Raw genomic sequence first — 20349 nt, 5'->3', positions numbered from 1 at the left:
CTCTTGAATCTCACCCTTGAATCTCATCCTTCAAACTTGGCCCTTCTGTCAAAAACGGCCCGCTTAACATCAGCGCCGTTTTGGCATCTAGGGTTCCAGTGACGCTGAGGCCAGCGGACTGCTGAAATCGGCGAAGCGCCGCGTTAATGGTGGCATGGTTGGTGGCATGGTCGATGGTATCGTTAGCGATCGCGCTGCTAGGGTTCAGGTAGCCTAGGCGCGTCAGGTAGTCCCGCACTTGCGCCGCAGACAGCACCACCTCCTCTGGGCGAAAGAACGGGACGTATTCTCGTCGCCAGATCCGCTGAAACTGCTGGCGATTGAGGCGATAGATCCGCCCCCAAGCAGGGTCAGCAATGGTAGCAGTGTCATCGCTGAGGGACAGCAGCGCAATCGCGTGGGGCGATCGCCGACCACCCCGATTAAAAAGCCAGCTTGCCAGCACGCCCGGACGATTGACGCGCTGCATCTGCTCCCAGGTTGCGCCCGTGATCTCCAGCCCGTCCATCTTGAGCTGGTGCGCGGCGGTAATCAACTGCGGCATGGAGGTTCCCAGGCGGCTGGTGCCTGCCAGCTTTGCCACGCTCGATTCGGTTTCCTCTAGCCCCCAGCGGCGCAGCACCGTGGCCATCGCAGCAGGCGCACAACTGCTGGTGGAGGTTTGCTGAAACACGCCATTGGGGCGCAAGTTATCATCCAGCGTGGAATAGATCGGAGCCAGCAGATAGGCCTCGGCCGCTGTAAAGCTTCCCAGCCCAATCAGCCCAATCAGCACGACCGCAATCACCTGCAAACGGCGCGTGTGCCAGCTCACCACAAACGCCACACCGCAGATACCCAGCAGGATAATCCGCATCGCCGCCCAAGACACCTGCATTCCCGATACGCGCCACGCCAGCGGCAGCCATTGCCACTGAGGAATATACAGCGCCAGCAGCAGTAGAGCAATGTAAATTCCTAAGAAAGCCAGCGATACGGAGGTTTTTCCCTTAAACAGGTCGTTTGCGGTTGCTCCCTTTCGCAACAGCAGCCGCCCAAACCGAATGCCCCACCAAAAGGCAAGCCCGCCGAGCAGAATAGTGCTAGCAATTCCCAAAGACATGAGCAACAGCGCAGGTAGAGGTTGACCGGAGGTTCACAGCGAGACTCAGCGGAAAATCGGGCAGCGAGATTCGGGGGCGAGATCGGGGGAGGGATCGGGGGAGGGATCAGGGGCGAGATCGGGGGCGAGATCGACTCAGTGAGCGTTTACAGTCAGCTTGCCGCTTTAGCTTCAGAGTGCCCAGTTTGGTGGGCGATCGCCATTTCGGAAAACTTTTTCGCCCATTTTTCGGCGCTTGTCTCCCTCAATTTCTGAAATGTCAGAGGGGCGATTTCTGAAACGCGAGAAGGGCGATCGCCCCTCCGGTCAGCGTGACTGGATGCGATAGACCTTGCGATAGATCTGATGATTTCCCTACGGTTTCTCAAGGATACCGAGGGCGATCGCCCATGAGCCTGGGGTGCGGCTAACGGTAAGATCTCATTAAGGATTCCTAAACTGTATCTCGAATGCTAAATACCCTCGATGCCAATGCCGTTCTGGAGGTATTGCGCCCTGTCCAAGACCCAGAGCTACGCAAAAGCCTGGTGGAGCTAAACATGATCCGCAACGTCACTGTGGCAGAGGGTGAGGTGCGGTTTACGCTGGTGCTAACAACGCCCGCCTGCCCGCTGCGCCAGTTCATTGTGGAAGACTGTGAGCGAGCCGTGAAAACGCTGCCCGGTGTTCAGTCGGTGATGGTGGACGTGACGGCCGAAACGCCCCAGCAAAAGGCCCTGCCAGACCGAACCGGTATCGACGGTGTCAAAAATATCATTGCCGTTTCCAGCGGCAAAGGCGGTGTCGGCAAAAGCACCGTCACCGTGAATGCGGCCGTGGCGCTGGCCCAGGCGGGCGCAAAGGTGGGGCTGCTGGATGCCGATATCTATGGGCCCAACACGCCGACGATGCTGGGACTGACACAGGCAGAGGTGAAGGTGCAGCCGGGGCCCCAGGGCGAAATCCTGGAACCTGTATTTAACTACGGCGTAAAGCTGGTGTCGATGGGCTTTTTGATCGACCCGGATCAGCCTGTGATCTGGCGCGGGCCAATGCTAAACGGCATCATCCGCCAATTCCTCTATCAGGTGCAGTGGGGCGAGTTGGACTATCTGCTGGTAGACATGCCCCCCGGCACGGGCGACGCGCAACTGACGCTGGCCCAAGCCGTGCCGATGGCGGGCGCGGTGATTGTAACTACGCCGCAAACGGTGGCGCTGCAAGATGCGCGGCGCGGCCTGCGGATGTTTCAGCAGCTTCAAGTTCCCGTGCTGGGCATCGTGGAAAATATGAGCTACTTCATCCCGCCCGACCTGCCCGATCGCCAGTACGATATTTTTGGTTCTGGCGGCGGCGAAAAAACAGCAAAAGAACTGGAACTGCCGCTGTTGGGCCGTGTGCCGCTGGAGATTTCGCTGCGGCAGGGGGGCGATCGCGGCATTCCGATTGTGGTGGAATACCCCGACTCGGCTTCGGCCGGGGCACTGAGGGCGATCGCCCAGCAAATGGCAGCCCGCGTGTCTGTTGCAGCATTGAGCTAAGGGTTCAAGGGGGCTGAAAAGGCACTTCTAGGGCTTGCTCTGCTCGATTGCCCGCTGCATAAAGATCTCCTGAGAGCTACGCACGGGTTCACCTTCCTTCGGCCGGCGCTGTGTATAGTTGCCGTCTGGCTGAAGCTCCCATGCCTGACGGTTATCACTCAGCGTCGTGTCGAGAATCTCCCGCAGCAGTTTTTTCAGCGCAGGGTCTTCGACGGGGGCGACAGCTTCCACGCGGCGATCAAGGTTACGCGGCATCCAGTCGGCGCTGCCGATGTAGTATTCTTCGTTGCCGTCGTTGTGGAAGTTGAAAATGCGCGAGTGTTCTAGATAGCGCCCAATGACGCTAATCACCCGAATGCTTTCGCTGACGTTGGGAATTCCCGGCTTCAGGCAGCAAATCCCCCGCACAATCAGGTCGATTTCCACCCCAGCTTGCGACGCTTCGTACAGTTTGGCAATCATGCCCGGATCGACCAGAGAGTTCATCTTGGCAATGATCTTTGCGGGCTTGCCGGCCTTGGCGTGTTCAATTTCGCGCTGGATCAGCGCCGTCATGCGATCGCGCATATTCACAGGCGACACCAAAATCTTGCGGTAGGAGTGCTGCCGTGAATAGCCCGTCAGGTAATTAAACAAATCGCTCAAATCCGCACCCAGTTCCTCGCGGCAGCTCAGCAGGCCCAGGTCGGTGTAGAGCTTGGCCGTCTTGGAATTGTAGTTGCCCGTGCCAATGTGGACATAGCGGCGAAGCTCGTCCCCTTCCTGACGCACCACCAGCACCACCTTGGTATGAGTCTTTAGCCCCACCAGACCATAGACCACATGGATGCCCGACTGCTCAAGCTGCATCGCCCAGTTGATATTATTCTCTTCGTCAAACCGCGCCTTTAGCTCTACCAGCGCTGCGACCTGCTTGCCGTTTTCCGCCGCCTCGATCAGCGACTTCACAATCGGCGAATCGCCCGATGTGCGATACAGCGTCATCTTGATCGCCTGAACCTGGGGGTCGCGGGCCGCCTGGGCAATAAATTGCTCCACCGATCCGCTGAAAGACTCGTAGGGATGATGCACCAGCACATCGTGACGGCGAATAATGGAGAAAATGTCTTCTCGCTCAGCATTGGCAGGCAGCAGATCCCCCGTAAACCGCAATTGACGCGGCGGCATCGGCGAAAAAGGCGCATCCTTGAGCGCAGGCAGCGGCACCCCCGTCAGCGCAAACAAATCCTTCAGGTTGAGCAGCCCGTCGATCTCGTACACTTCGTGGGGTTGTAGCTCTAGCTCATCTATCAACGTATCTTTCACCAACTGCGACGCATTAGACTGAATCTCTAGTCGCACAGGCGCTTCTGCCATTCGCCGCTTTTTCACCATGTCTTGAATCGCTTGCAGCAGATCCTCCGCCACTTCTTCGCGCAGTTCCACTTCTGTATCGCGGGTCAGCCGGAAGAGAGAATACTCCTGAATCGCCATGCCGGGAAACAGCATTTCCAGGTTATGCGCGATGACCTGCTCTACTGGAATGCCAACCCAGACTGCCTTTTTGCTGCCCTCTTGGCCAGGTTCTGCAGGCAGCTTTAGAAAGCGGGGCAGGCTGCTGGGCACCTTGACCCGCGCAAAATGCTCTTCGCCCGTCTGCTGATCCTTGACTATCACTGCCAAGCTGAGGCTGAGGTTCGACATGCGTGGAAACGGATGCCCCGGATCAACCGCCAGCGGGGTCAGGACCGGAAAAATCCGCTTTTCAAAATGATCTCGCACGTAGTTCCGCTGCTCCTGGCTCAAGTCAATGTGATCCAAGAGAAATACGCCATGCTCTTTCAGTGCGGGGCGCAAAACCTTCTCGAAATAGCGATGCTGCTCTTCCACCATAGGCCGCAGGGTTTGGCTAATTTCCTCAAGCTGCTGTTGGGGGGTGCGCCCGTCTGGCGTTAGCGTCGTGATCCCTGCCTCAAGCTGGTCTTTCACGATTGCCACCCGCACCATAAAAAACTCGTCCAGGTTGGAGCTAAAAATTGCCAGAAACTTCAGGCGCTCCAGCAGCGGCGTGCGCTCGTCTAGCGCCTCGTGCAGCACCCGCCGATTAAACTCCAGCCAGCTTAGCTCACGGTTGATGTAGTATTGCGGGTCGTTCAGGTTAACGGCAGACTTCGCGGCAGGGGCAGATTCTTTAACGTTTGTCATAGGGTTTACCAGCCAGTTCTAGCAGCTTGGATAGACAAAATCTGTATCAAAATCAAACTGTTTTTGTGTCAAGAAGAGTATACAAACAGGGCTTAGTATTGCAGGCCACATCGCTTCTGCTCTGAATCCTGGGCTGCGTTTTGTCGGGTTTTGCAGCCAGCAAATTTTTCTAAAAATTTTTCGAACGGGCTATTACGGGCTATGTTTCAAATGCCTTGTGAGTCGGGGATTTAGCCCATTGCCAAGGTGATTAACACTTGATTAAAACTTGACTGCCGTTTTGTTGTGTCCTGCATTTTGGCTGTGCTTCGGCTATTTGGAAGATTTCCTTAACTTTTCAGACGTGGGTGGGCTAAACTCCTGAACTTTTCTGTAACGACAGCCCTTGGGCGATCGCCTATTCTAGGTTCCATAAAGCAACCAGCGAAATAGAGCAACAAGATAGAACAACGAGACAGAGCAACGAGATAAAGCAATTAGCTAGCCATTTTTGGGCTTTTGCCACACGCAACGATCTGCATCTGTACTTAGGTTATGCATCGTGATTCCGCAAGTAATTCGCATAGCATTTGGAGCAAGTCAATGAACGCTAAAACTCTCTCTTCAGAATCCCTCCAAGCCACTCTCTCGATACGCAGAAATTACGGCTTTGCCGCGTTATTTAGCAACACGTTTTGGGCGATCGCCCGCACTCTACTGGTACAAGACGAAATCAAAGTTTCCATTCAGCAGCTACGCAATGGCGAACAGGTTTGGCACGTCTATGATCCCATGATTGGACGCACAGAAAGTTTCTTCTCAGAAATAGAAGCGCTGCGCTGGATTGAGGGAAAGACCCGGTGTTACTCCGCGATCGAGAACTAAACCGATCGGAGTTTGTTCACCGATAAATCACGGCGAATGGATTTCTGGCAATCGCACGTTTGCGTTCAATTTGTCTAGAATCTGTCTAAGGTTAGATTTAAGTGAAATCGCGTCTGACGAATTGGGTCGGGCACGATTTTTGTGTTATGTTATGCACGCCAACGGATGCACTTTTGGGTTGAACTTTGACTAGAGATTGCTCAGAGGATGTTTGAAAAGTCCTACTGTTTGTAGCAAAGCGTGCAAGATCCCCCTAAATCCCCCTTAAAAAGGGGGACTTTAAGGCGGTTTCCCCCCTTTTTAAGGGGGGCTAGGGGGGATCTCTGAGTGCTTAACATTACAGGCGATACCTTTTCAAACACCCTCTCAGACTTGTTTGGCAGATCCGACCGAATCTAACTGAAACCTTTTCTGACTGAATCCGTCAGGTTTCCCTGTTCAAGGACTTTGGTTAGACATCGGGCGGCGCTGAATGCGTTGCGATTCATGCAATCCACGATTCATGCAATCCACGTAATTCACTCTGGTCTGAATATTTGACATCTGAAATCCAAAGCTACTTTTTCCCCTTAGACAGGCTATGGCTATTCGACTAAACCGCGCTGCCAATCAACTCGTCAACCGATTGCTGGAAAGTGACCTGGCAAAAAGCGTTGCTGATTTTCTTCAGGATCTGGACTTGTCTGACATTAATCTGGGCGACGTGTTTGGCAATATCTCGCTCGAAGATTGGACAGACGATCTGCGGAGTGGCATAGAAAGCGCGCTCGACACCTTTTCCAAAGATTTCAACTTTACCAAACTGGTTGGGAATATCGACGATTTGTTTGGCGGCGTGGACTTGTCCGACGTTAACTTTGATGCGCTGCTGAAGGACGTGCTAGGAGACATCAGCCTGAATCGGCTGGTCAAAGATTTGGATCAACTCCTTGGCTCAGTAGACTTAGAAGATTTGTTTAACGACTCTATTGACACGAGTGACTGGGGCGAACTGGCAAAGCGCGTGCGGGCGATCGCCAGCGATGTGTTCGACGACTTTTCGACCGGGCTTGCTCAGCTAGACTTGGGCGATCGCGCAGCGGATCTGCTCCGGGGCAGCATCGCCAGCAATATTCTGAGCGGACTTGGCGGGGGCGATCGCCTGCTGGGGCTGGGCGGCGCAGACATCTTGCTGGGCGGCAATGGCAACGACATCCTGCTGGGCGGCGCAGGCAACGACGTGCTGTTTGGCGGGCTAGGCAGGTCACTGCTGACGGGCGGCAGAGGCTCAGACCTGTTTGCGCTCGCAGTGGGCAGAGGGTTTGCCACAATTACCGACTATCGCAGCGGCAGCGATGCGCTAACCGTGCTGGGCGATGTGGCAATAGAAAGCCTGAGGCTGCGTCAGCGGGGGGCAGACGCGGTGATTCGCTATGGCCCCGACGTGCTGGCAGTGCTGACGGGCGTAGATGTGCGAAACCTCAGCCTGAGCGATTTTGTCTAACGACCAACCTGCTTGGGTCATAGCGCACACACCAAGCGCCGCAGCCTCGCAAAGCGCTGAACTGAGCAATCCAAAATCCCAAAATCGTCAATCCACAATCCAAAAGTCGCTAATCCAAAATCCCCTAAATCGCTGCAAGCTGCTGGGCGATCGCCCCCGCATCCACTGCCCGTCCGATAAACACCAGCCGCGTTTGCCGCGCTTCGTCTGGTCGCCAAGAGCGATCGTAGAACTGCTCGAAGCGACTGCCCACGCCCTGTACCACCATCCGCATCGGCTTTTGGGGCACGGCCACAAAGCCCTTAATGCGGTAGATTTCTTGGGACTGCACTAGCGCTTCGAGCGATCGCCGCAATGTGTCTGGGTCAAACTCGCGGTTCAAAATGACGTGGGTGGAGTCGATTTCGTCGTCATGGTCGTGGTCTTCTTCGTGGTCGTGGTGGCTGGGACGGGCTTCCAGGTTGTCTTCCACCGCTGCGTTGAAGCCCAGCAGCAGGTCGGCAGGCAACTGACCGCGATCGCTCTGCACCAGCTTCACGGCGCGGGGTAGCTCCGTCTGCACCCGGTCAACCACCTGGTTCACTGCGTCTGCCGTTACCAGATCGGTCTTATTCAGCACCACCAGATCGGCGCAGGCAAGTTGGTCTTCAAACAGTTCCTCCAGCGGCGTTTCATGATCCAAGCTGGGGTCTGCTTGCCGCTGGGCTGCGACGGCTTCTGGGTCATGGGCCAGCGCCCCGGTCAAAACGGCTTCGCAGTCCACCACCGTCACCACGCCGTCCACCGTCGCCGCATTGCGAATTTCGGGCCAGCGAAACGCCTGCACCAGCGGCTTGGGCAGCGCCAGTCCTGAGGTTTCAATCAAAATGTGGTCGAGGCGATCGCGCCGCTTTAGCAACTCCTGCATCGTCGGCAAAAACTCTTCCTGCACGGTGCAGCAGAGGCAGCCGTTGGTTAGCTCGACGATATTTGCGCTGGACTCGTCTGCGACCTGCCCTGGCTCCTCATCGCACACTTGGCAGTCGCGCAGCAAGTCGCCGTCGATGCCCAATTCGCCAAACTCGTTTACCAGCACGGCAATGCGCCGCCCCTGGTTATTTTGCAGCAGGTGGCGAATCAGCGTGGTCTTGCCGCTGCCGAGAAATCCGGTGATGATTGTGACGGGGATTTTTGCTGCCATAGTGAAAATTTGAATTATTAGAGCCAGCGCCAGACGGGCCATGCTTGGTGGTTTTGGATTTTGGAGTTTGGATTTTGGATTGCCAGTCTGGTGTTTGCGGGGTGTGCGGATCTTCCACGTATAGCGCCCCGCAGGAGATAGCGCCCCGCAGGAGATAGCGCCCCGCAGGAGATAGCGCCCCGCAGGAGATAGCGCCCCGCAGGAGAATGAATAGAAGCCCAAATATCTTACCCGCTTGCGATACGATTCCGCAGCAAATGCAGATTTGCTTGAGAAATGAGATTTGAGAAATGGGGCCGGCTGTGAATAAAGTAGGGAGTATCGCGCTGTGAAGGAGAGTTTTGGAATGGCTGGCAAATCGTTTGGAGAACAAAACTGGGGCAAAAGGTCAGTCTGGCAGGGGGTGGGGGCAATTCCTGCAGAGAGCGCTTTGCGAATCGCGCTGAGTGGGTTGCTGAGCGGGCTGCTGAGTGTGCTGTTGGGCGGGGTGCTGTGGCTGGGGGTGCTAACGCCGCAAGCGAGGGCGATCGCCAGTCCGGCGAATGTGGGTCTGGTCAGCGAAGTGCAGGTTCAACTGGGCGATGCATCAGAGGCGCTAAAGTTTGTGCCCGATCATCTGGAATTTACCGCCGGACGAAAATACAAGCTCGTTCTCGATAATCCCAGTTCCCAGAAGCACTATTTCACCGCCAAAGACTTTGCCGACAGCGTGTGGACGCAGAAGGTGGAGGCCGGGAATGTCGAAATCAAAGGCGCAATTCACGAGCTAGAGCTAAAGCCCGGAGCCGTTGCAGAGTGGGTGTTTGTGCCGCAGCGACCGGGCACTTATGACCTGCGCTGTGTGATTGCAGGACACGCCGAAGCGGGCATGGTAGGCGAGATTGTGATTACGCCCTGATCCACATAAAATCGCTGTAATATCGCTTGATTAGCCGCATAAACCGCTCGATTAGCCCCATAAACCGCTTGATTAGCCGCGCAGCGCCAGCAGCACGCTGATCAGCAAAATCGCTCCCAGGATGACCCACGCCAAATGTTGCTGAAGCCAGCTTTTTACCAAACTGCTGGCGCTGGGACGATAGACAGAGCTGGTCAGCGGCCGCAGTTGGTTTGTATAAAGCGTACACTCCCGCGCATGGGGCCGCTGGGGATAGTTGCAGGAATCGTCGTGGTGGTACACGCAGGTGTCGCACAGCGCTGCCTCGCCCTCCGCCCGATAGAGCGGCACCCCCGGATGCCCAAACGCCTTCAGCGTCGTGCGGCAATGGGGACAGGCGATCGCCGTCGTCTCGACAGGCTGGCGGCATTTGGGACACTCTGGCATGGCAGCTTAGCAAGCAGGTATTAGGGTCAGCAGACGCTTTAACATGCGGGTACGCGGGCAAACTTTCGCACTTGGTATGCCTTTGACTCTAGCAATTGATAGGTGCCCTGGCCCATCGCTTCGCTAAAACGAGCTTCTACCGCTGCCAGCCGAGCTTCGGGAATGGAATACCACTGATCAAAGCTTTCCCAGTGAACCACCGTAATCACTTCCCGCGGATTCTCAGGGCTGATCCAGACCTCCTTTCCCAAAAAGCCGCCATATTCCGATAATGCCGTTGTCCAAATTTCGGCATCCTGCTGTACAAACCGCTCCCGCGCTTCAGGCGACACATCAAACCGCAACCATTCAATAACCACGCTGTCACCTTCAAATTTCATCATTTTTGATTGACCGGGGATATTGTCTGGATGGCCTAGTTCCAGACAGACCCAGTTAAGCTGCTTTTGCCTGCAACTAACCTAGCGAAATTATGGGTCTAGAGACTCTTCTGAATGAATGAATTCTGAATGAATGAATTTTGAAGGGGTGCGTTTGTTTGAGGTGAATCGTTACTTTGAGGCTGTTGTGAACCAATTTAGAGCTAATTTGTAAAGGAGCCTGAAAGCCTTGTTAATCAAGGATTTCCGAGAAACCGCTTTTCCTGGGCAAACATGACCTCAAAGCCACACATGCCAAGAGTTTCAGGCTTCTTAAGATTTGCTTCATAAATTAGCTCTTAAGGCAGGTTTAAGGCAGATTTAAGGCAAAGGCGTGCCAGGATAAGCTTCGGGGGTCTGCAAGATGTCCGCAGAGTGTCTACAGGGTGTTTATCATAAAGTCCTGTTATGAAGCCTGCGCCACGGACGGTATTCCTGCAAGATTGGGGAGGCTAACCTCACCCGAACGCCAGAGCAAGTTTGACAGAATAGAGCAGGATGATTGGCCAGCTTTTTTGCCGTCGCCAGCTTTCTGCCGTTGCATAGAGTTCTGTTGCGCGTCTGGGTTTGCTGCTGGTTTTGAAATCTCTGCGAAATCTCTACGAAGTCTCTGCGTTGTAACCCTTAAAAACTATGGACAATAACAACCTGATCCAACAATTGCTCATGCTCGGCATTGGCACTACCTCTCTGGTTGCCGAGAAGCTGAAGGAAGTCGGCGACGAGTGGGTACGCGAAGGTCGTCTTAACCCTGATCAGGTCAACGGGCTGATGAACGACCTGATGCAGCAGCTGAAGTCGGAGCAGGGAAATTTTGAAGCACAGATGCAGCGGCAGATGCGGCAGGTCTTGCAGGATCTCGGTGTGCCCCGACAAAACGAAATGGACGAGCTGCGCGGACGGCTGGATCGGCTGGAGCGGCAGGTGCGCGACCTGGAAAACAAGCTCTGGCGATAGTGAAGTTTTGGCAATATCGGCGTTCTGACCTCGCTCTGAATCTTGGAAGCCCGATTCCAACCTCCTAGCGCAATCACCCCGCCGCGATCGCCATATCCGCAGTCGCCCGATCCGCAATCGGTATACACTGGGGAGTGGCTGACTTGGTAATCCTGCTGCGGGAGGGTTCTATGCGAGAGATTTTGATTAGCTTTGGGGTAATGGTGCTGTGCTGTGTGGTGCTGCTGGTGGCGCAGTTCACCGGGTCGCGGCAAGCGGCGATCGCCGACTCTGCCCAGCCGTCTGCCCCTGCCGCAGCAAGGTCTGGCATTGTGAAGTCGGACACCGTGCTGCTGGCTGAAGCGGGGGCGGCTGATCTTATCAACCCAGGAGAAGGTTCTGTGAGCGCACCTTTGGGAGACGATGCGGCGGTGGTGACGACCGAATCGGGCTTGAAGTATGTGGATCTGGTCGAGGGGATGGGCGCACAGCCCCAGGCTGGACAAACCGTCATCGTCCACTATACAGGCACGCTGGAAGACGGCACCAAGTTCGACAGTTCGCGCGATCGCAACCAGCCCTTTTCGTTCCGGCTGGGGATGGGTCAGGTGATTCGCGGTTGGGACGAAGGGCTAAGCACGATGCGCGTCGGCGGCCGTCGCCAACTGATTATTCCGCCGGAACTGGGCTATGGCGCACGGGGCGCGGGCGGCGTGATTCCCCCCAATGCCACGCTGGTCTTTGATGTAGAACTGCTGCGGATCGGCGGCTGAGGTTGCGCTGATTTGTCGGCGACTCTGGCCCATGCAGCAATTCGTGTGGCAATCCATGCGGCGATATCTGACCCAGCGCGATCGCCAATTTTGGTTCGCTCGGCGCAGCTTGCGGCGGCCAGCTTTGTGCTGTGTGGTGGGTTGGCTTAGCCTGATGCTGGCGATCGCCCCCAGCAGTTTTGCGCCCGCCATGGCCCAGGTTCCCCTTCCCACCACTTCTACGGCTGCTGACCCCACTCGCCCGCCGGATGCAATAGAGCGCGTGGGAAATTTGGAATGGGGCATGGTGCGGTTTGAAGGCAAGCCTTTGTTTGCAGTCACGGGGCTGACAGTGCGCGATCGCCGCAATCCGGGCGACCGGGTGCCCGTCGAAGACCGCATTGCCACGATTCAGTCCAACCTGAGATGGGTGCTGGCCAGCAATCCGACCGAACGGGGCGGCGCAGGCATGGCATGGCTCTTTCAAACCCCAACCCTCGACCCCAATACGCTGCGAGTCGAGGCAGATTCCCTGCGCGACGGAACCGTGCTGACGGTGCGCGATGCCAACTCTCTGCCCCAGCCGCTGCTGACCGTCACGCCGCTCGATGCCCAGTTTCACCGCCGCAGCGTGCCGCAACTGGCGGAAGAATGGCAGCAGATTTTGCAGCGGGAACTGACCCAGGCCATTGAAATTCGCCAGCCTGCGGCGATTCAGCGCCAAACCCTGATTGCCCAAGCAATCGCCCTGGCCATGATCGGCACTAGTTTTCTGCTGTGGCTGGTGCAGCGCTGGCTGAAACGTCGCCGCGATCGCTTGCAAGCCCGCCGCAAAGCCGCCAGAACCGCCATGCGGGCCGATGTCACCTACGCAGCGGCGGTCAATCTCAGGGATGATCCGCTGGCTGCACCCAACTCCACACCGCCCACTGCCGACGCAGAACTCCTGTCCCCGCGCTACACCACGTTAGACAGCCAGGTAGACAGCGGAAGCTCATCTAGCTCCGTTGGCAGTGCCCTAACCGACAGCAGTCCCCCAGCGCGATTCACAAAACAATCCCGGCAGGAATCGCCCCAAGCCCTGAACACCCCCACCCCCCCTGCTGCTCCCCCATACTCTCCCTCCTGGCTCGATGCCCTCCGCCGCATCTTCACCCTCGATCGGCGACTCAGTGCCGTTTCCTTTCTGCAATGGCTTGCCTTTTGGGGACAAATCCTGATCTGGCTGGGTGGCATCGTGCTAATCGTGTCGCGCTTTCCCGGCACGTACACTCTGACGGAATCCATCTGGCTCAAGCCCCTCAGCCTGCTGCTGATCTGGTTTTTGGTGGGTCTGCTCAATCGGCTGGGCGACGCGCTGATCAACGGACTCTCCAACGCCTGGCAAGAAAATGACCTGTTCACCCCGGAAGAAGCCCAGCGGCGATCGCTCCGCATTTCCACCATCGTCACTGCCATGAAGGGGCTGAAGACCTTTTTGGTGTACCTGATGGGGTTGGGCTGGGCACTTAGCGTACTGGGGCTGCCTGTGGGGTCGGTGCTGACCTTTGGTGCAGTGCTAGCCTTCGCGGCATCGCTGGCCTCGCAAAACCTGATTCGCGATTTGGTCAACGGGTTTTTGATTATTTCCGAAGATCAGTACGCCATTGGCGATGTCGTCACCATTGGCAACTCCACCGGACTAGTGGAAAACATGAACCTGCGCGTGACGCAACTCCGCAACAGCGATGGGCGGCTGATCACGATTCCCAACAGCATGGTCGATCGGGTTGAGAACCAAACGCGCCTGTGGTCGCGGGTGGATTTGATCATCACGGTCGCCTACGACAGCAATATCGAGCATGTGCTGTCGGTCATTCGTGACGTGGCGCAGGGCCTGTACGACGACCCACAGTGGCGCGATAAGTTTTATAACCCGCCGCAGGTGTTGGGCGTAGAAACGCTGTCCCATGAAGGGATTTCAATTCGCGTGTGGCTAGATACGCAGCCGATGCAGCAGTTCGCGGTGGGGCGCGAGTTTCGCCTGCGGGTGCGAATCGCCTTCGAAAAAAACGGCATCGACATTGGGATGCCACAGCAGCTATTCCGCAGCCCCCACGCCCATGAGGAGTTACCTAACCACCTTTTTGATGAGCCTGGTGCCGAGCCTGGTGACAAGCCTGGAGCGCGGGAGGACGGTACACGCAGCAGTGCTAAGCCTTCCTTCTGATCTGCACCAAATCAGGCAGAAGGGCGATCGCCCAACCCATTTGCCCAGAGCCAGTCGCAACGTCGCCCTTCACAAATCTCTACAACCAGAGGGCGATCGCCCTCGTTAGTTCCAGCCTTTGGTGGGAACATTAAGCTCAAAGCAACTCAGCGCTGGAGTCAGTCGTGCTGCAACCCAGTCGGCAGCGGGTCAGTATGTCCTGATTTAGCCCCGTTGCAAACAACACACAACATTACAATTCAAAAATCAAATTCGGACGCTGTATAACCTTTACTAAATGTGCCGGATCTGATTCCTGTTCCCCCTTACTCCCCGCAATCCACTATGGTGAACGCCATTCAGAACCCAACCAAACAGCGGAACCCGAAGAAGCACAACCACTACGGCTTCCGCGACTTTTTCCAGTTTGACCCCGACAAGGGCACGATTGTGGACTGGAACGGCAGTCAAAACCTGCTCACCACCGAAGATTTCATCATTGGTCTGGTGGAAGGGCTGGAGGAAGAAGTGGGCGATGCTTCCGCCGCCACAATGTACACGATTGGGTGCGAATGGGGACAAAAAGACGCTTTCTTCTTTGAAAAGTGGTTTGAAAAAGAATTCGACCGCAACATTCGCCAGACCAATCTGCTGTTCTTGCTGGAAACCTGGTGGTGGCCCTTCACCTCGCAGGGCTGGGGACGCTGGGAAGTGGACATGGGCGATCGCAAGCAGGGCTTCATGTTCATCAATATCTTCGACTCGGCCGTGGCGCGGACGCTGGGCGACGTGGGCAAACCCGTTTGCTATCTCTACGCTGGCCTGTTTGCAGGCTTCTTTACTGAACTGGTGAAAAAGCAACTGAGCTGCATCGAAATCCAGTGCTACTCGATGGGCGAAACCTACTGCAAGTTTCTGCTGGGCGGACAGGATCGCATCGATGCCGCCACCTTCTGGATGAACGAGGGCGCGACGGCGCGAGACATTGAAAAACGGCTGCGCTCAGGAGATCGGCTGAAATGAACCCCACTGCCCTGATGGAACGCAACGGATTTAGCAAGCCCGCCAGTGCCGAACCCAAACCCCCGTCCTGGCTGCACCAAACCACCCACAGCTTTTTTAGCAGCATCAACTGGGACGACAACCCGCCCGAAGTGGAGCAGGTGCGCCTAGATGCGACCAGCAGCGACGGCCCGCTAAGCCTGATGCTGACAGTGCGCCAGTTCTTTACCTCAGTGAACTGGGATGGTGCATCTAGCAGCAGGGCGATCGCCCCCGAAGTCGATCTGCCCCTCTCCAGCGAGCCACCCCAGCCCGCCGCCAATGCCTTCACCCTCGACGACTTCTCCGACCTCTTCTAAACCCGCCATATCTAGTTAAACCCTCTTTTCCCCCACGTTTTAAACGAAGAACGAAAAACGAAGAACGAAAAACAAAAATCCAAACTTCTTCCCTCCTCGTTCTTCTCTCTTCGTTCTTCTCTCTTCGTTCTTCCCTCTTCCCTCACCATGCACCCACAAATCGACGCACTCTTCGACGAAGCCGAAAACCGCTACCTCAAGCCCGAAGAACTGGCCGTGCTGAGCCAGTATGTCGAGTCGCTTCCCGCCCGCCTGGATGCCTATTGCAGCCTGCGCGATCGCGAAATCACTATCATGCAGCAAGCCGCCGATCGGCTGGTGGCAGAACTGCCCGGCGAATCGACCGAAACCCTGGAGCGCAGCGTCAAAAACGCGCTGCTGGTGCTGCGTCACTGCGCTACTGCCATGCTGATGAACGATGAGGCCTTCCTCAAAGACCGCCTGCAACCCATGGCCCAAATGATTCAGGCCTACGACAGCCAGCGCATCGACTCGGCGCTGTTTCGCCTGCTAAGCCAATCCCTCAGCCATCACCTCGCGCCCCAGCAGGTCAAGTTCCTGCTGCCGATGCTGGCGATCGCCCAGAGCGATCTGCACCTTTCGGGCGAAGCACCGCTCACCGCAGCCGCCCTGTTTTAGGCAGCACAGGTCAAGGGGGGCAGCAATCAGATAGTGTTCAGATTTAGTGTTCAGGATCTAGTGTTCAGTATTTAGCCAAAGGACTGCCCCACTTCAAAAATCCTGCGTCCTGCCCTGCGGACTTCTGACCGTCCAACCCCCAGTTCCCGCTCCTTAATCCCCAATCCCTGACCCCTACAAACCTATGATCTCCGTCGCTGATTTACTGGTTAATAACCGCATTCCCGGCAGCTACTTTGCGACCGATGCCTACGTCCGCAGCGATCTGGAAATGGGGCTGCTGGAAAACCGTCAGGGCGATCGCCTGATTGCCCTCCCCGAAACGCTGATCCAGGCAATCTACAGCGGGCTAGACAAAGAAACTGGCCAAGCCTCGCGGCTGGTGCTATACAACTGCGGGCGCTGGTGGGGCAAGACCTTCTACAGCCGCTTTTCGGAAGAGCTGACCGACTATTACGGCACGCCGCTGTCGAATATGCCGATGGTGGAGTTTTTACAGAGCCTCCAGCAGTGCTGGATTACCCACGGCTGGGGCAAGATTGATCTGGATCAAACCTATCAGCATCGCGGCTTTTTGGTGGTGAAGATCTGGAACTCGCCCTTTGCGCGACTGGCTCCCCGCAAAGACCAGCCTGTGTGTCATCTGGAAGCGGGTGTTCTGGCCTCTTTCTTTAGCCAGATTACGGGGCGAGAGTTGCATTGCGTGCAAACAACCTGCGAGTCGATGGGCGCAGACTGCAATCGTTTCGTATTGGGGCTACCCAAACGGCTAGAGCCAGCCGAAACGATGGTCACCAATCTCGACCACGAGGCAATTATGCAGCAGCTTTGCAAAGCCTAGCGTAACGTCCTGTAATGTTCTCCAGCGCTTTATCTGTGACTGATTTGAGAGCCAATGCTGCTGCAACCGATCCCAGTCTTCAGGGAACCTGAATCATCTTCGGGTTCCTGTTGTGTTTCAACCCTTCTTTTTCGCGTGACCCGTGGCCAGCTTTTCCAAAAAAGAGCGGCAGCGCTCTAGATATCGCCAGTTGGGGCTGATTGGGCAGGGGCAATTCGGTCGGGTGTTTTGCGCGGTGCATCGGCAAACGGGGCAACTGGTCGCCCTCAAAAACCTGGAGCGACAGCGCTTCCCGACCCACAAGTTTCTGCGCGAACTGCGCTTTTTGCTGACGCTCCAGCACGAAAACATCGTCACCTGTCAGGCGCTAGAGCATACTGCCACGGGTCGCTATCTGGTGATGGACTATTGCGAAGGGGGGACGCTTCGCAGCTTGTTGAACGAAGACCATCGGCTGCACCCTGCCCAAAGCCTGAAGCTGGTAGCGGATATGCTAGCGGGGCTAGAACATGCCCACAGCCAGGGCATTGTGCATTGCGATATCAAGCCAGAAAATATCCTCCTCAGCGTGGAGCGGTGGGGCTGGACGGCCCGCATTTCAGACTTTGGCATTGCGCGGCTGCGGCAGGAATTGGCGGAGTCGCCGTCGGGGGGTGGAAATACAGGTTCTCCCGCCTATATGGCCCCGGAGCGGTTTTACGGACAATATTCCCCTGCGGCGGATCTCTATTCCGTCGGCATTTTGCTGTTTGAACTGCTGGCGGGTTATCGTCCGTTTTCGGGCACGCCAACGGAGCTAATGTCGGCTCATCTGAATCGGCCGCTGGTGCTGCCGGACTCGATTCCGGCTGTCTTTCATCCGCTGCTGTCGAAAGCGCTGCAAAAGCTGGCGGCGAGGCGATTTTCTAATGCGGGCGAGATGTGGCGATCGCTCGTGCAATCTGCCACCGACTATGGGTTGGGTAATCTCAACTGGGATGGGCGCTGCCCGCAGGGATCGCTTTGCGAATCGCGCTCGATGACGATTTCCCCGGCGCTGCCCACTGTTTCTCCTGTCCAGCCCCTAAAGCTCCTGCCGTGGCGATCGCGCTCCGTTATGACCCTAGAGCAGCCGACCACCGCGCTGGCGATCGCTCCCAGCCGGGGAACGCCACTGTTCCAGCCTTTTCCAGAAAGGGTAGAAACCTACCGAGCCAGTGGCGATCGCGTCTCGTTCCAGACCCACCTCACCGAGGTCTGGCCCAGCCCCCTGGCAGACGTTGACCCACCGGCTGCTGTGCAATTGCCGCAGCCTATTCGGGCATTGCAGGTGCGGCCGCAGGGCTGTTTTGCGATCGCCGCTCAGGCTATCTATTTGCTAGATGTGCCGCCTAGCGATGCAAATCAGCCCTGGCGCTGTCAGACCATTGCCCAAACGGAGCAGGATTGTCTGGTGGCGATCGAGGCGGCGGGGCGATGGCTGGCGATCGCCGCTCCGTCGGGGGATGGTGCAGCGGGTTCCCTAACGCTGCGATCGCTGCCTGATGGGGCCGCGTTGGGGCAGCACCCAACCTCCCTGTGGACTGCGCCAAACCCCATCCCGCTGCCAGTCCCCGCCGATCATCGTCGGCAATTGCTGTATGTGGCGGCGCTGGACGGGCGGCATCTGGTGCTGGTGTCGCAGATTTTGAGAGGCAATACTCACCTTGAAACCTGGCTGGAGGTGTTTAACCGACGGGGCGATCGCCTGGGCTGCCTGACGCTACCTGTGCGTTTGGGCCATATCACCGCCGCCTCCGACCCCTATCGCCTAGTCGCTTGCGATGCAGACGACCCCAACGCGCTGCTGATGATTGACCTGAAGCCATTTCGGGTGGTGCGGCTGGGTGTGGAAATTGTGCCGAAGTTGCTTGCGGCGGCGAACTGGGGCTATGTGCTGGCCAGCGCTGCGGGCGATCTGCTGCTGCTGGACGACCTGGGACAACCCGTTGGGCGGTTTCAGGGCCCTGCCTCACCTGTGGCGATCGCCCTGTTTGCTACCACAGGCATCCTCCTGGCAACCCAGACCGAAGCCCAATCCCAACTTCATTTGCTCAACCTGAAGGAAATGGATACGGATTTGATGTTTTGAATGTTCTTAATGGTCTGAAGCTTTTGAATCTGGTGTTTTGCAGAGGACTGCCAGCCAGAGCCTGCTAATCTAAAATCTTGGGCACTGTATCAGCGTGCCTGAAGGGTCAGCGTGCCTGAAGGCCGCTGTAGATGCAATTTGCCGCAGTCCTAAAGCCGCTGAATTGGCAGCCCAACATCGCAAATCCAAAATCTAAAATCCAAAATCTAAAATCGATACCAAAGGCACTCAGAAAGTCAATCAGCAATGGCACTCCAGGTCTACGGAATTCCTAACTGCGGAACTTGCAAAAAGGCGATCGCCTGGCTCGATCGCAACGCAGTCGAGTACGAGTTCATCAACACCAAAGAAACCCCACCCACCCAAGCGCAAATTGAGGACTGGATCGCGGCGCTGGGGTCAAAGCCGATGCGAAACACTTCAGGGCAGTCCTACCGGGCGCTGGGCGAGAAAAAAGACACCTGGGACGACGCAGACTGGGCCAAAGCCTTTGCCGCAGATGCCATGCTGCTAAAGCGACCGCTGTTTGTGAAAGACGGCAAGGCCGTGATGGTGGGATTCAAGGCGGCGGAGGCCGTGGTGAAGGAGACGCTGGGCGTGTAGGAGCGTGATGGAAGAACGTTACGAGACGCGATGTGCAACTTTCAATCTGCCCTCATCCCCTGCCCCCTTCTCCCGACTTGGGAGAAGGAGAGCAAGAGAGGGTTGAAGTCCCTCTCCCGCTCTGTGCTTCTTCATCTCCACACCCCGTTACCCCTCTTTTCCCATCGCTTTGATATCCACGCTGCGCCACAGATACCAAGCGGCGATCGTGCGGTAGGGTCGCCACGGTTCGGCGATTTGCAGCATGGTGTTCTTGTTGGGCAGGTCGGGCAGGCTGTAGAGCAAGCGCATTCCGTTGCGAATGCCCAAGTCGTCTACAGGCAGCACGTCCCAGCGGTGCAGCCGAAAGATCAACAGCATTTCCGCAGTCCATTTGCCAATGCCCTTGACTTGGGTCAGCGTGCGGATAATTGCATCAGCCTCCAGTTGCTCCAGATCCTCTAGGCTGGGCAGCCCGTCCAGCACTTTTTGCGCCAGGTCTTTGACGTACAGCGTCTTGGCGCGAGATAGCCCCGCACCCCGCAACACCTCGTCCGGCGTAGCCAGAATTTCGGCAGCCGTGGGGTGCGGCGTGTGGGGATAGAGTGCCAAAAAGCGGCGGTGAATGGTGCCTGCGGCTTTGCCGGAAAGCTGCTGGTAAATGATGGATTCCGCTAGAGATTCCAGCAAATCGCCTGTCTGCCGATCGTGCCAGAGGGTGCAGGGGCCGCTGCGCTCGATTGTCGCTGCCAGGATGGGATCAGCCGCTTGCAAATGGGCGATCGCCCTTGAATAGTCCATCTATATTCCTCTTTGGATTATCCCTCCTCGAATTCTCAATAAGGAAAGGGCACCTCGAAAAAT

Annotated in this window: 19 protein-coding genes; 13 read left to right on the top strand and 6 right to left on the bottom strand. The window is 56.6% G+C overall.

From position 1 onward, the window contains the following. Positions 1 to 10: 10 nt before the first annotated feature. Positions 11 to 1102 carry a cysteine peptidase family C39 domain-containing protein gene (locus JTM80_RS18165; protein ID WP_205370005.1) on the bottom strand — a complete coding sequence of 364 codons (1092 nt, stop codon included), beginning with the start codon at positions 1100 to 1102 and terminating at the stop codon, positions 11 to 13. Positions 1103 to 1551: 449 nt separating this feature from the next. Between JTM80_RS18165 and JTM80_RS18160 the strand changes: the two genes are divergently transcribed. After that, positions 1552 to 2622, top strand: a complete 1071-nt coding sequence (locus JTM80_RS18160; protein WP_172357436.1) for an Mrp/NBP35 family ATP-binding protein — start codon at positions 1552 to 1554, stop codon at positions 2620 to 2622. A 27-nt stretch (positions 2623 to 2649) separates the two neighbouring features. Here the strand turns inward: JTM80_RS18160 and ppk1 are convergent, their stop codons facing one another. After that, positions 2650 to 4806 carry a polyphosphate kinase 1 gene (gene ppk1 / locus JTM80_RS18155; protein ID WP_172357438.1) on the bottom strand — a complete coding sequence of 719 codons (2157 nt, stop codon included), beginning with the start codon at positions 4804 to 4806 and terminating at the stop codon, positions 2650 to 2652. Between the two features lie 582 nt (positions 4807 to 5388). Here ppk1 and JTM80_RS18150 point away from each other — a divergent pair. After that, on the top strand, positions 5389 to 5670 hold the full coding sequence (locus tag JTM80_RS18150; protein ID WP_172357440.1) for a hypothetical protein: 282 nt from the start codon (positions 5389 to 5391) through the stop codon (positions 5668 to 5670). Positions 5671 to 6250: 580 nt separating this feature from the next. Continuing rightward, on the top strand, positions 6251 to 7153 hold the full coding sequence (locus tag JTM80_RS18145) for a calcium-binding protein (RefSeq protein ID WP_172357442.1): 903 nt from the start codon (positions 6251 to 6253) through the stop codon (positions 7151 to 7153). A 124-nt stretch (positions 7154 to 7277) separates the two neighbouring features. On the opposite strand, the gene cobW is transcribed toward JTM80_RS18145, so the two are convergent. Further along, positions 7278 to 8333, bottom strand: coding sequence for a cobalamin biosynthesis protein CobW (gene cobW, locus JTM80_RS18140; RefSeq protein WP_205370002.1), 1056 nt, complete (start codon positions 8331 to 8333; stop codon positions 7278 to 7280). A 346-nt stretch (positions 8334 to 8679) separates the two neighbouring features. Here cobW and JTM80_RS18135 point away from each other — a divergent pair, with 346 nt between their 5' ends. Continuing rightward, complete coding sequence (locus JTM80_RS18135) at positions 8680 to 9231, top strand: hypothetical protein (protein ID WP_225906676.1); 552 nt, start codon at positions 8680 to 8682, stop codon at positions 9229 to 9231. Positions 9232 to 9303: 72 nt separating this feature from the next. Here JTM80_RS18135 and JTM80_RS18130 read toward each other — a convergent pair whose 3' ends face one another. Further along, positions 9304 to 9657, bottom strand: a complete 354-nt coding sequence (locus tag JTM80_RS18130) for a zinc ribbon domain-containing protein (protein ID WP_172357446.1) — start codon at positions 9655 to 9657, stop codon at positions 9304 to 9306. A gap of 38 nt (positions 9658 to 9695) precedes the next feature. Next, positions 9696 to 10016 carry a TIGR03792 family protein gene (locus tag JTM80_RS18125; RefSeq protein WP_172357448.1) on the bottom strand — a complete coding sequence of 107 codons (321 nt, stop codon included), beginning with the start codon at positions 10014 to 10016 and terminating at the stop codon, positions 9696 to 9698. A 693-nt stretch (positions 10017 to 10709) separates the two neighbouring features. Between JTM80_RS18125 and JTM80_RS18120 the strand changes: the two genes are divergently transcribed. The 9 genes from JTM80_RS18120 (at position 10710) to JTM80_RS18080 (ending at position 19506) form a co-directional block, all read left to right on the top strand. Beyond that, on the top strand, positions 10710 to 11033 hold the full coding sequence (locus JTM80_RS18120; RefSeq protein WP_172357450.1) for a phasin family protein: 324 nt from the start codon (positions 10710 to 10712) through the stop codon (positions 11031 to 11033). A 170-nt stretch (positions 11034 to 11203) separates the two neighbouring features. Further along, complete coding sequence (locus JTM80_RS18115) at positions 11204 to 11785, top strand: FKBP-type peptidyl-prolyl cis-trans isomerase (protein WP_172357452.1); 582 nt, start codon at positions 11204 to 11206, stop codon at positions 11783 to 11785. Between the two features lie 31 nt (positions 11786 to 11816). Next, positions 11817 to 13973: a mechanosensitive ion channel family protein gene (locus JTM80_RS18110; protein ID WP_205370000.1), complete on the top strand. Its 2157-nt coding sequence runs from the start codon at positions 11817 to 11819 to the stop codon at positions 13971 to 13973. A gap of 324 nt (positions 13974 to 14297) precedes the next feature. Then, the gene (locus JTM80_RS18105; RefSeq protein WP_068509716.1) at positions 14298 to 14975 is read left to right on the top strand and encodes a V4R domain-containing protein; all 678 of its coding nucleotides are present in this window, start codon (positions 14298 to 14300) and stop codon (positions 14973 to 14975) included. Continuing rightward, on the top strand, positions 14972 to 15313 hold the full coding sequence (locus JTM80_RS18100) for a hypothetical protein (RefSeq protein ID WP_172357456.1): 342 nt from the start codon (positions 14972 to 14974) through the stop codon (positions 15311 to 15313). Before JTM80_RS18105 ends, JTM80_RS18100 begins: the two co-directional genes overlap by 4 nt. Before the next feature lie 147 nt (positions 15314 to 15460). Continuing rightward, a complete protein-coding gene (locus JTM80_RS18095) occupies positions 15461 to 15952 on the top strand; it encodes a hypothetical protein (protein ID WP_172357458.1) in 492 nt (163 codons plus the stop codon). A gap of 184 nt (positions 15953 to 16136) precedes the next feature. After that, positions 16137 to 16793 carry a V4R domain-containing protein gene (locus JTM80_RS18090; RefSeq protein WP_172357460.1) on the top strand — a complete coding sequence of 219 codons (657 nt, stop codon included), beginning with the start codon at positions 16137 to 16139 and terminating at the stop codon, positions 16791 to 16793. Between the two features lie 142 nt (positions 16794 to 16935). After that, complete coding sequence (locus tag JTM80_RS18085; RefSeq protein ID WP_172357462.1) at positions 16936 to 18903, top strand: serine/threonine-protein kinase; 1968 nt, start codon at positions 16936 to 16938, stop codon at positions 18901 to 18903. A 246-nt stretch (positions 18904 to 19149) separates the two neighbouring features. Further along, entirely contained in the window at positions 19150 to 19506 is a 357-nt protein-coding gene (locus JTM80_RS18080) for a Spx/MgsR family RNA polymerase-binding regulatory protein (protein WP_172357464.1), read from the top strand. A 147-nt stretch (positions 19507 to 19653) separates the two neighbouring features. On the opposite strand, the gene JTM80_RS18075 is transcribed toward JTM80_RS18080, so the two are convergent. Beyond that, positions 19654 to 20286, bottom strand: coding sequence for a DNA-3-methyladenine glycosylase (locus JTM80_RS18075; protein WP_172355171.1), 633 nt, complete (start codon positions 20284 to 20286; stop codon positions 19654 to 19656). Positions 20287 to 20349: the final 63 nt, after the last annotated feature.

It is taken from the genome of Thermoleptolyngbya sp. PKUAC-SCTB121 (assembly GCF_016919485.1).
GTDB lineage: Bacteria > Cyanobacteriota > Cyanobacteriia > Elainellales > Elainellaceae > Thermoleptolyngbya > Thermoleptolyngbya sichuanensis.
The sequence above is the reverse complement of the archived record's forward strand: the minus strand, read 5'-3'. Positions and strand labels throughout refer to the sequence as shown.

Excerpts from the sequence above, each read along its gene's own strand:
- JTM80_RS18165 (WP_205370005.1), bottom strand. The coding sequence starts at position 1,102 with ATGTCTTTGGGAATTGCTAGCACTATTCTGCTCGGCGGGCTTGCCTTT.
- JTM80_RS18160 (WP_172357436.1), top strand. The coding sequence starts at position 1,552 with ATGCTAAATACCCTCGATGCCAATGCCGTTCTGGAGGTATTGCGCCCT.
- ppk1 (WP_172357438.1), bottom strand. The coding sequence starts at position 4,806 with ATGACAAACGTTAAAGAATCTGCCCCTGCCGCGAAGTCTGCCGTTAAC.
- JTM80_RS18150 (WP_172357440.1), top strand. The coding sequence starts at position 5,389 with ATGAACGCTAAAACTCTCTCTTCAGAATCCCTCCAAGCCACTCTCTCG.
- JTM80_RS18145 (WP_172357442.1), top strand. The coding sequence starts at position 6,251 with ATGGCTATTCGACTAAACCGCGCTGCCAATCAACTCGTCAACCGATTG.
- cobW (WP_205370002.1), bottom strand. The coding sequence starts at position 8,333 with ATGGCAGCAAAAATCCCCGTCACAATCATCACCGGATTTCTCGGCAGC.
- JTM80_RS18135 (WP_225906676.1), top strand. The coding sequence starts at position 8,680 with ATGGCTGGCAAATCGTTTGGAGAACAAAACTGGGGCAAAAGGTCAGTC.
- JTM80_RS18130 (WP_172357446.1), bottom strand. The coding sequence starts at position 9,657 with ATGCCAGAGTGTCCCAAATGCCGCCAGCCTGTCGAGACGACGGCGATC.
- JTM80_RS18120 (WP_172357450.1), top strand. The coding sequence starts at position 10,710 with ATGGACAATAACAACCTGATCCAACAATTGCTCATGCTCGGCATTGGC.
- JTM80_RS18115 (WP_172357452.1), top strand. The coding sequence starts at position 11,204 with ATGCGAGAGATTTTGATTAGCTTTGGGGTAATGGTGCTGTGCTGTGTG.
- JTM80_RS18110 (WP_205370000.1), top strand. The coding sequence starts at position 11,817 with ATGCAGCAATTCGTGTGGCAATCCATGCGGCGATATCTGACCCAGCGC.
- JTM80_RS18105 (WP_068509716.1), top strand. The coding sequence starts at position 14,298 with ATGGTGAACGCCATTCAGAACCCAACCAAACAGCGGAACCCGAAGAAG.
- JTM80_RS18100 (WP_172357456.1), top strand. The coding sequence starts at position 14,972 with ATGAACCCCACTGCCCTGATGGAACGCAACGGATTTAGCAAGCCCGCC.
- JTM80_RS18095 (WP_172357458.1), top strand. The coding sequence starts at position 15,461 with ATGCACCCACAAATCGACGCACTCTTCGACGAAGCCGAAAACCGCTAC.
- JTM80_RS18090 (WP_172357460.1), top strand. The coding sequence starts at position 16,137 with ATGATCTCCGTCGCTGATTTACTGGTTAATAACCGCATTCCCGGCAGC.
- JTM80_RS18080 (WP_172357464.1), top strand. The coding sequence starts at position 19,150 with ATGGCACTCCAGGTCTACGGAATTCCTAACTGCGGAACTTGCAAAAAG.
- JTM80_RS18075 (WP_172355171.1), bottom strand. The coding sequence starts at position 20,286 with ATGGACTATTCAAGGGCGATCGCCCATTTGCAAGCGGCTGATCCCATC.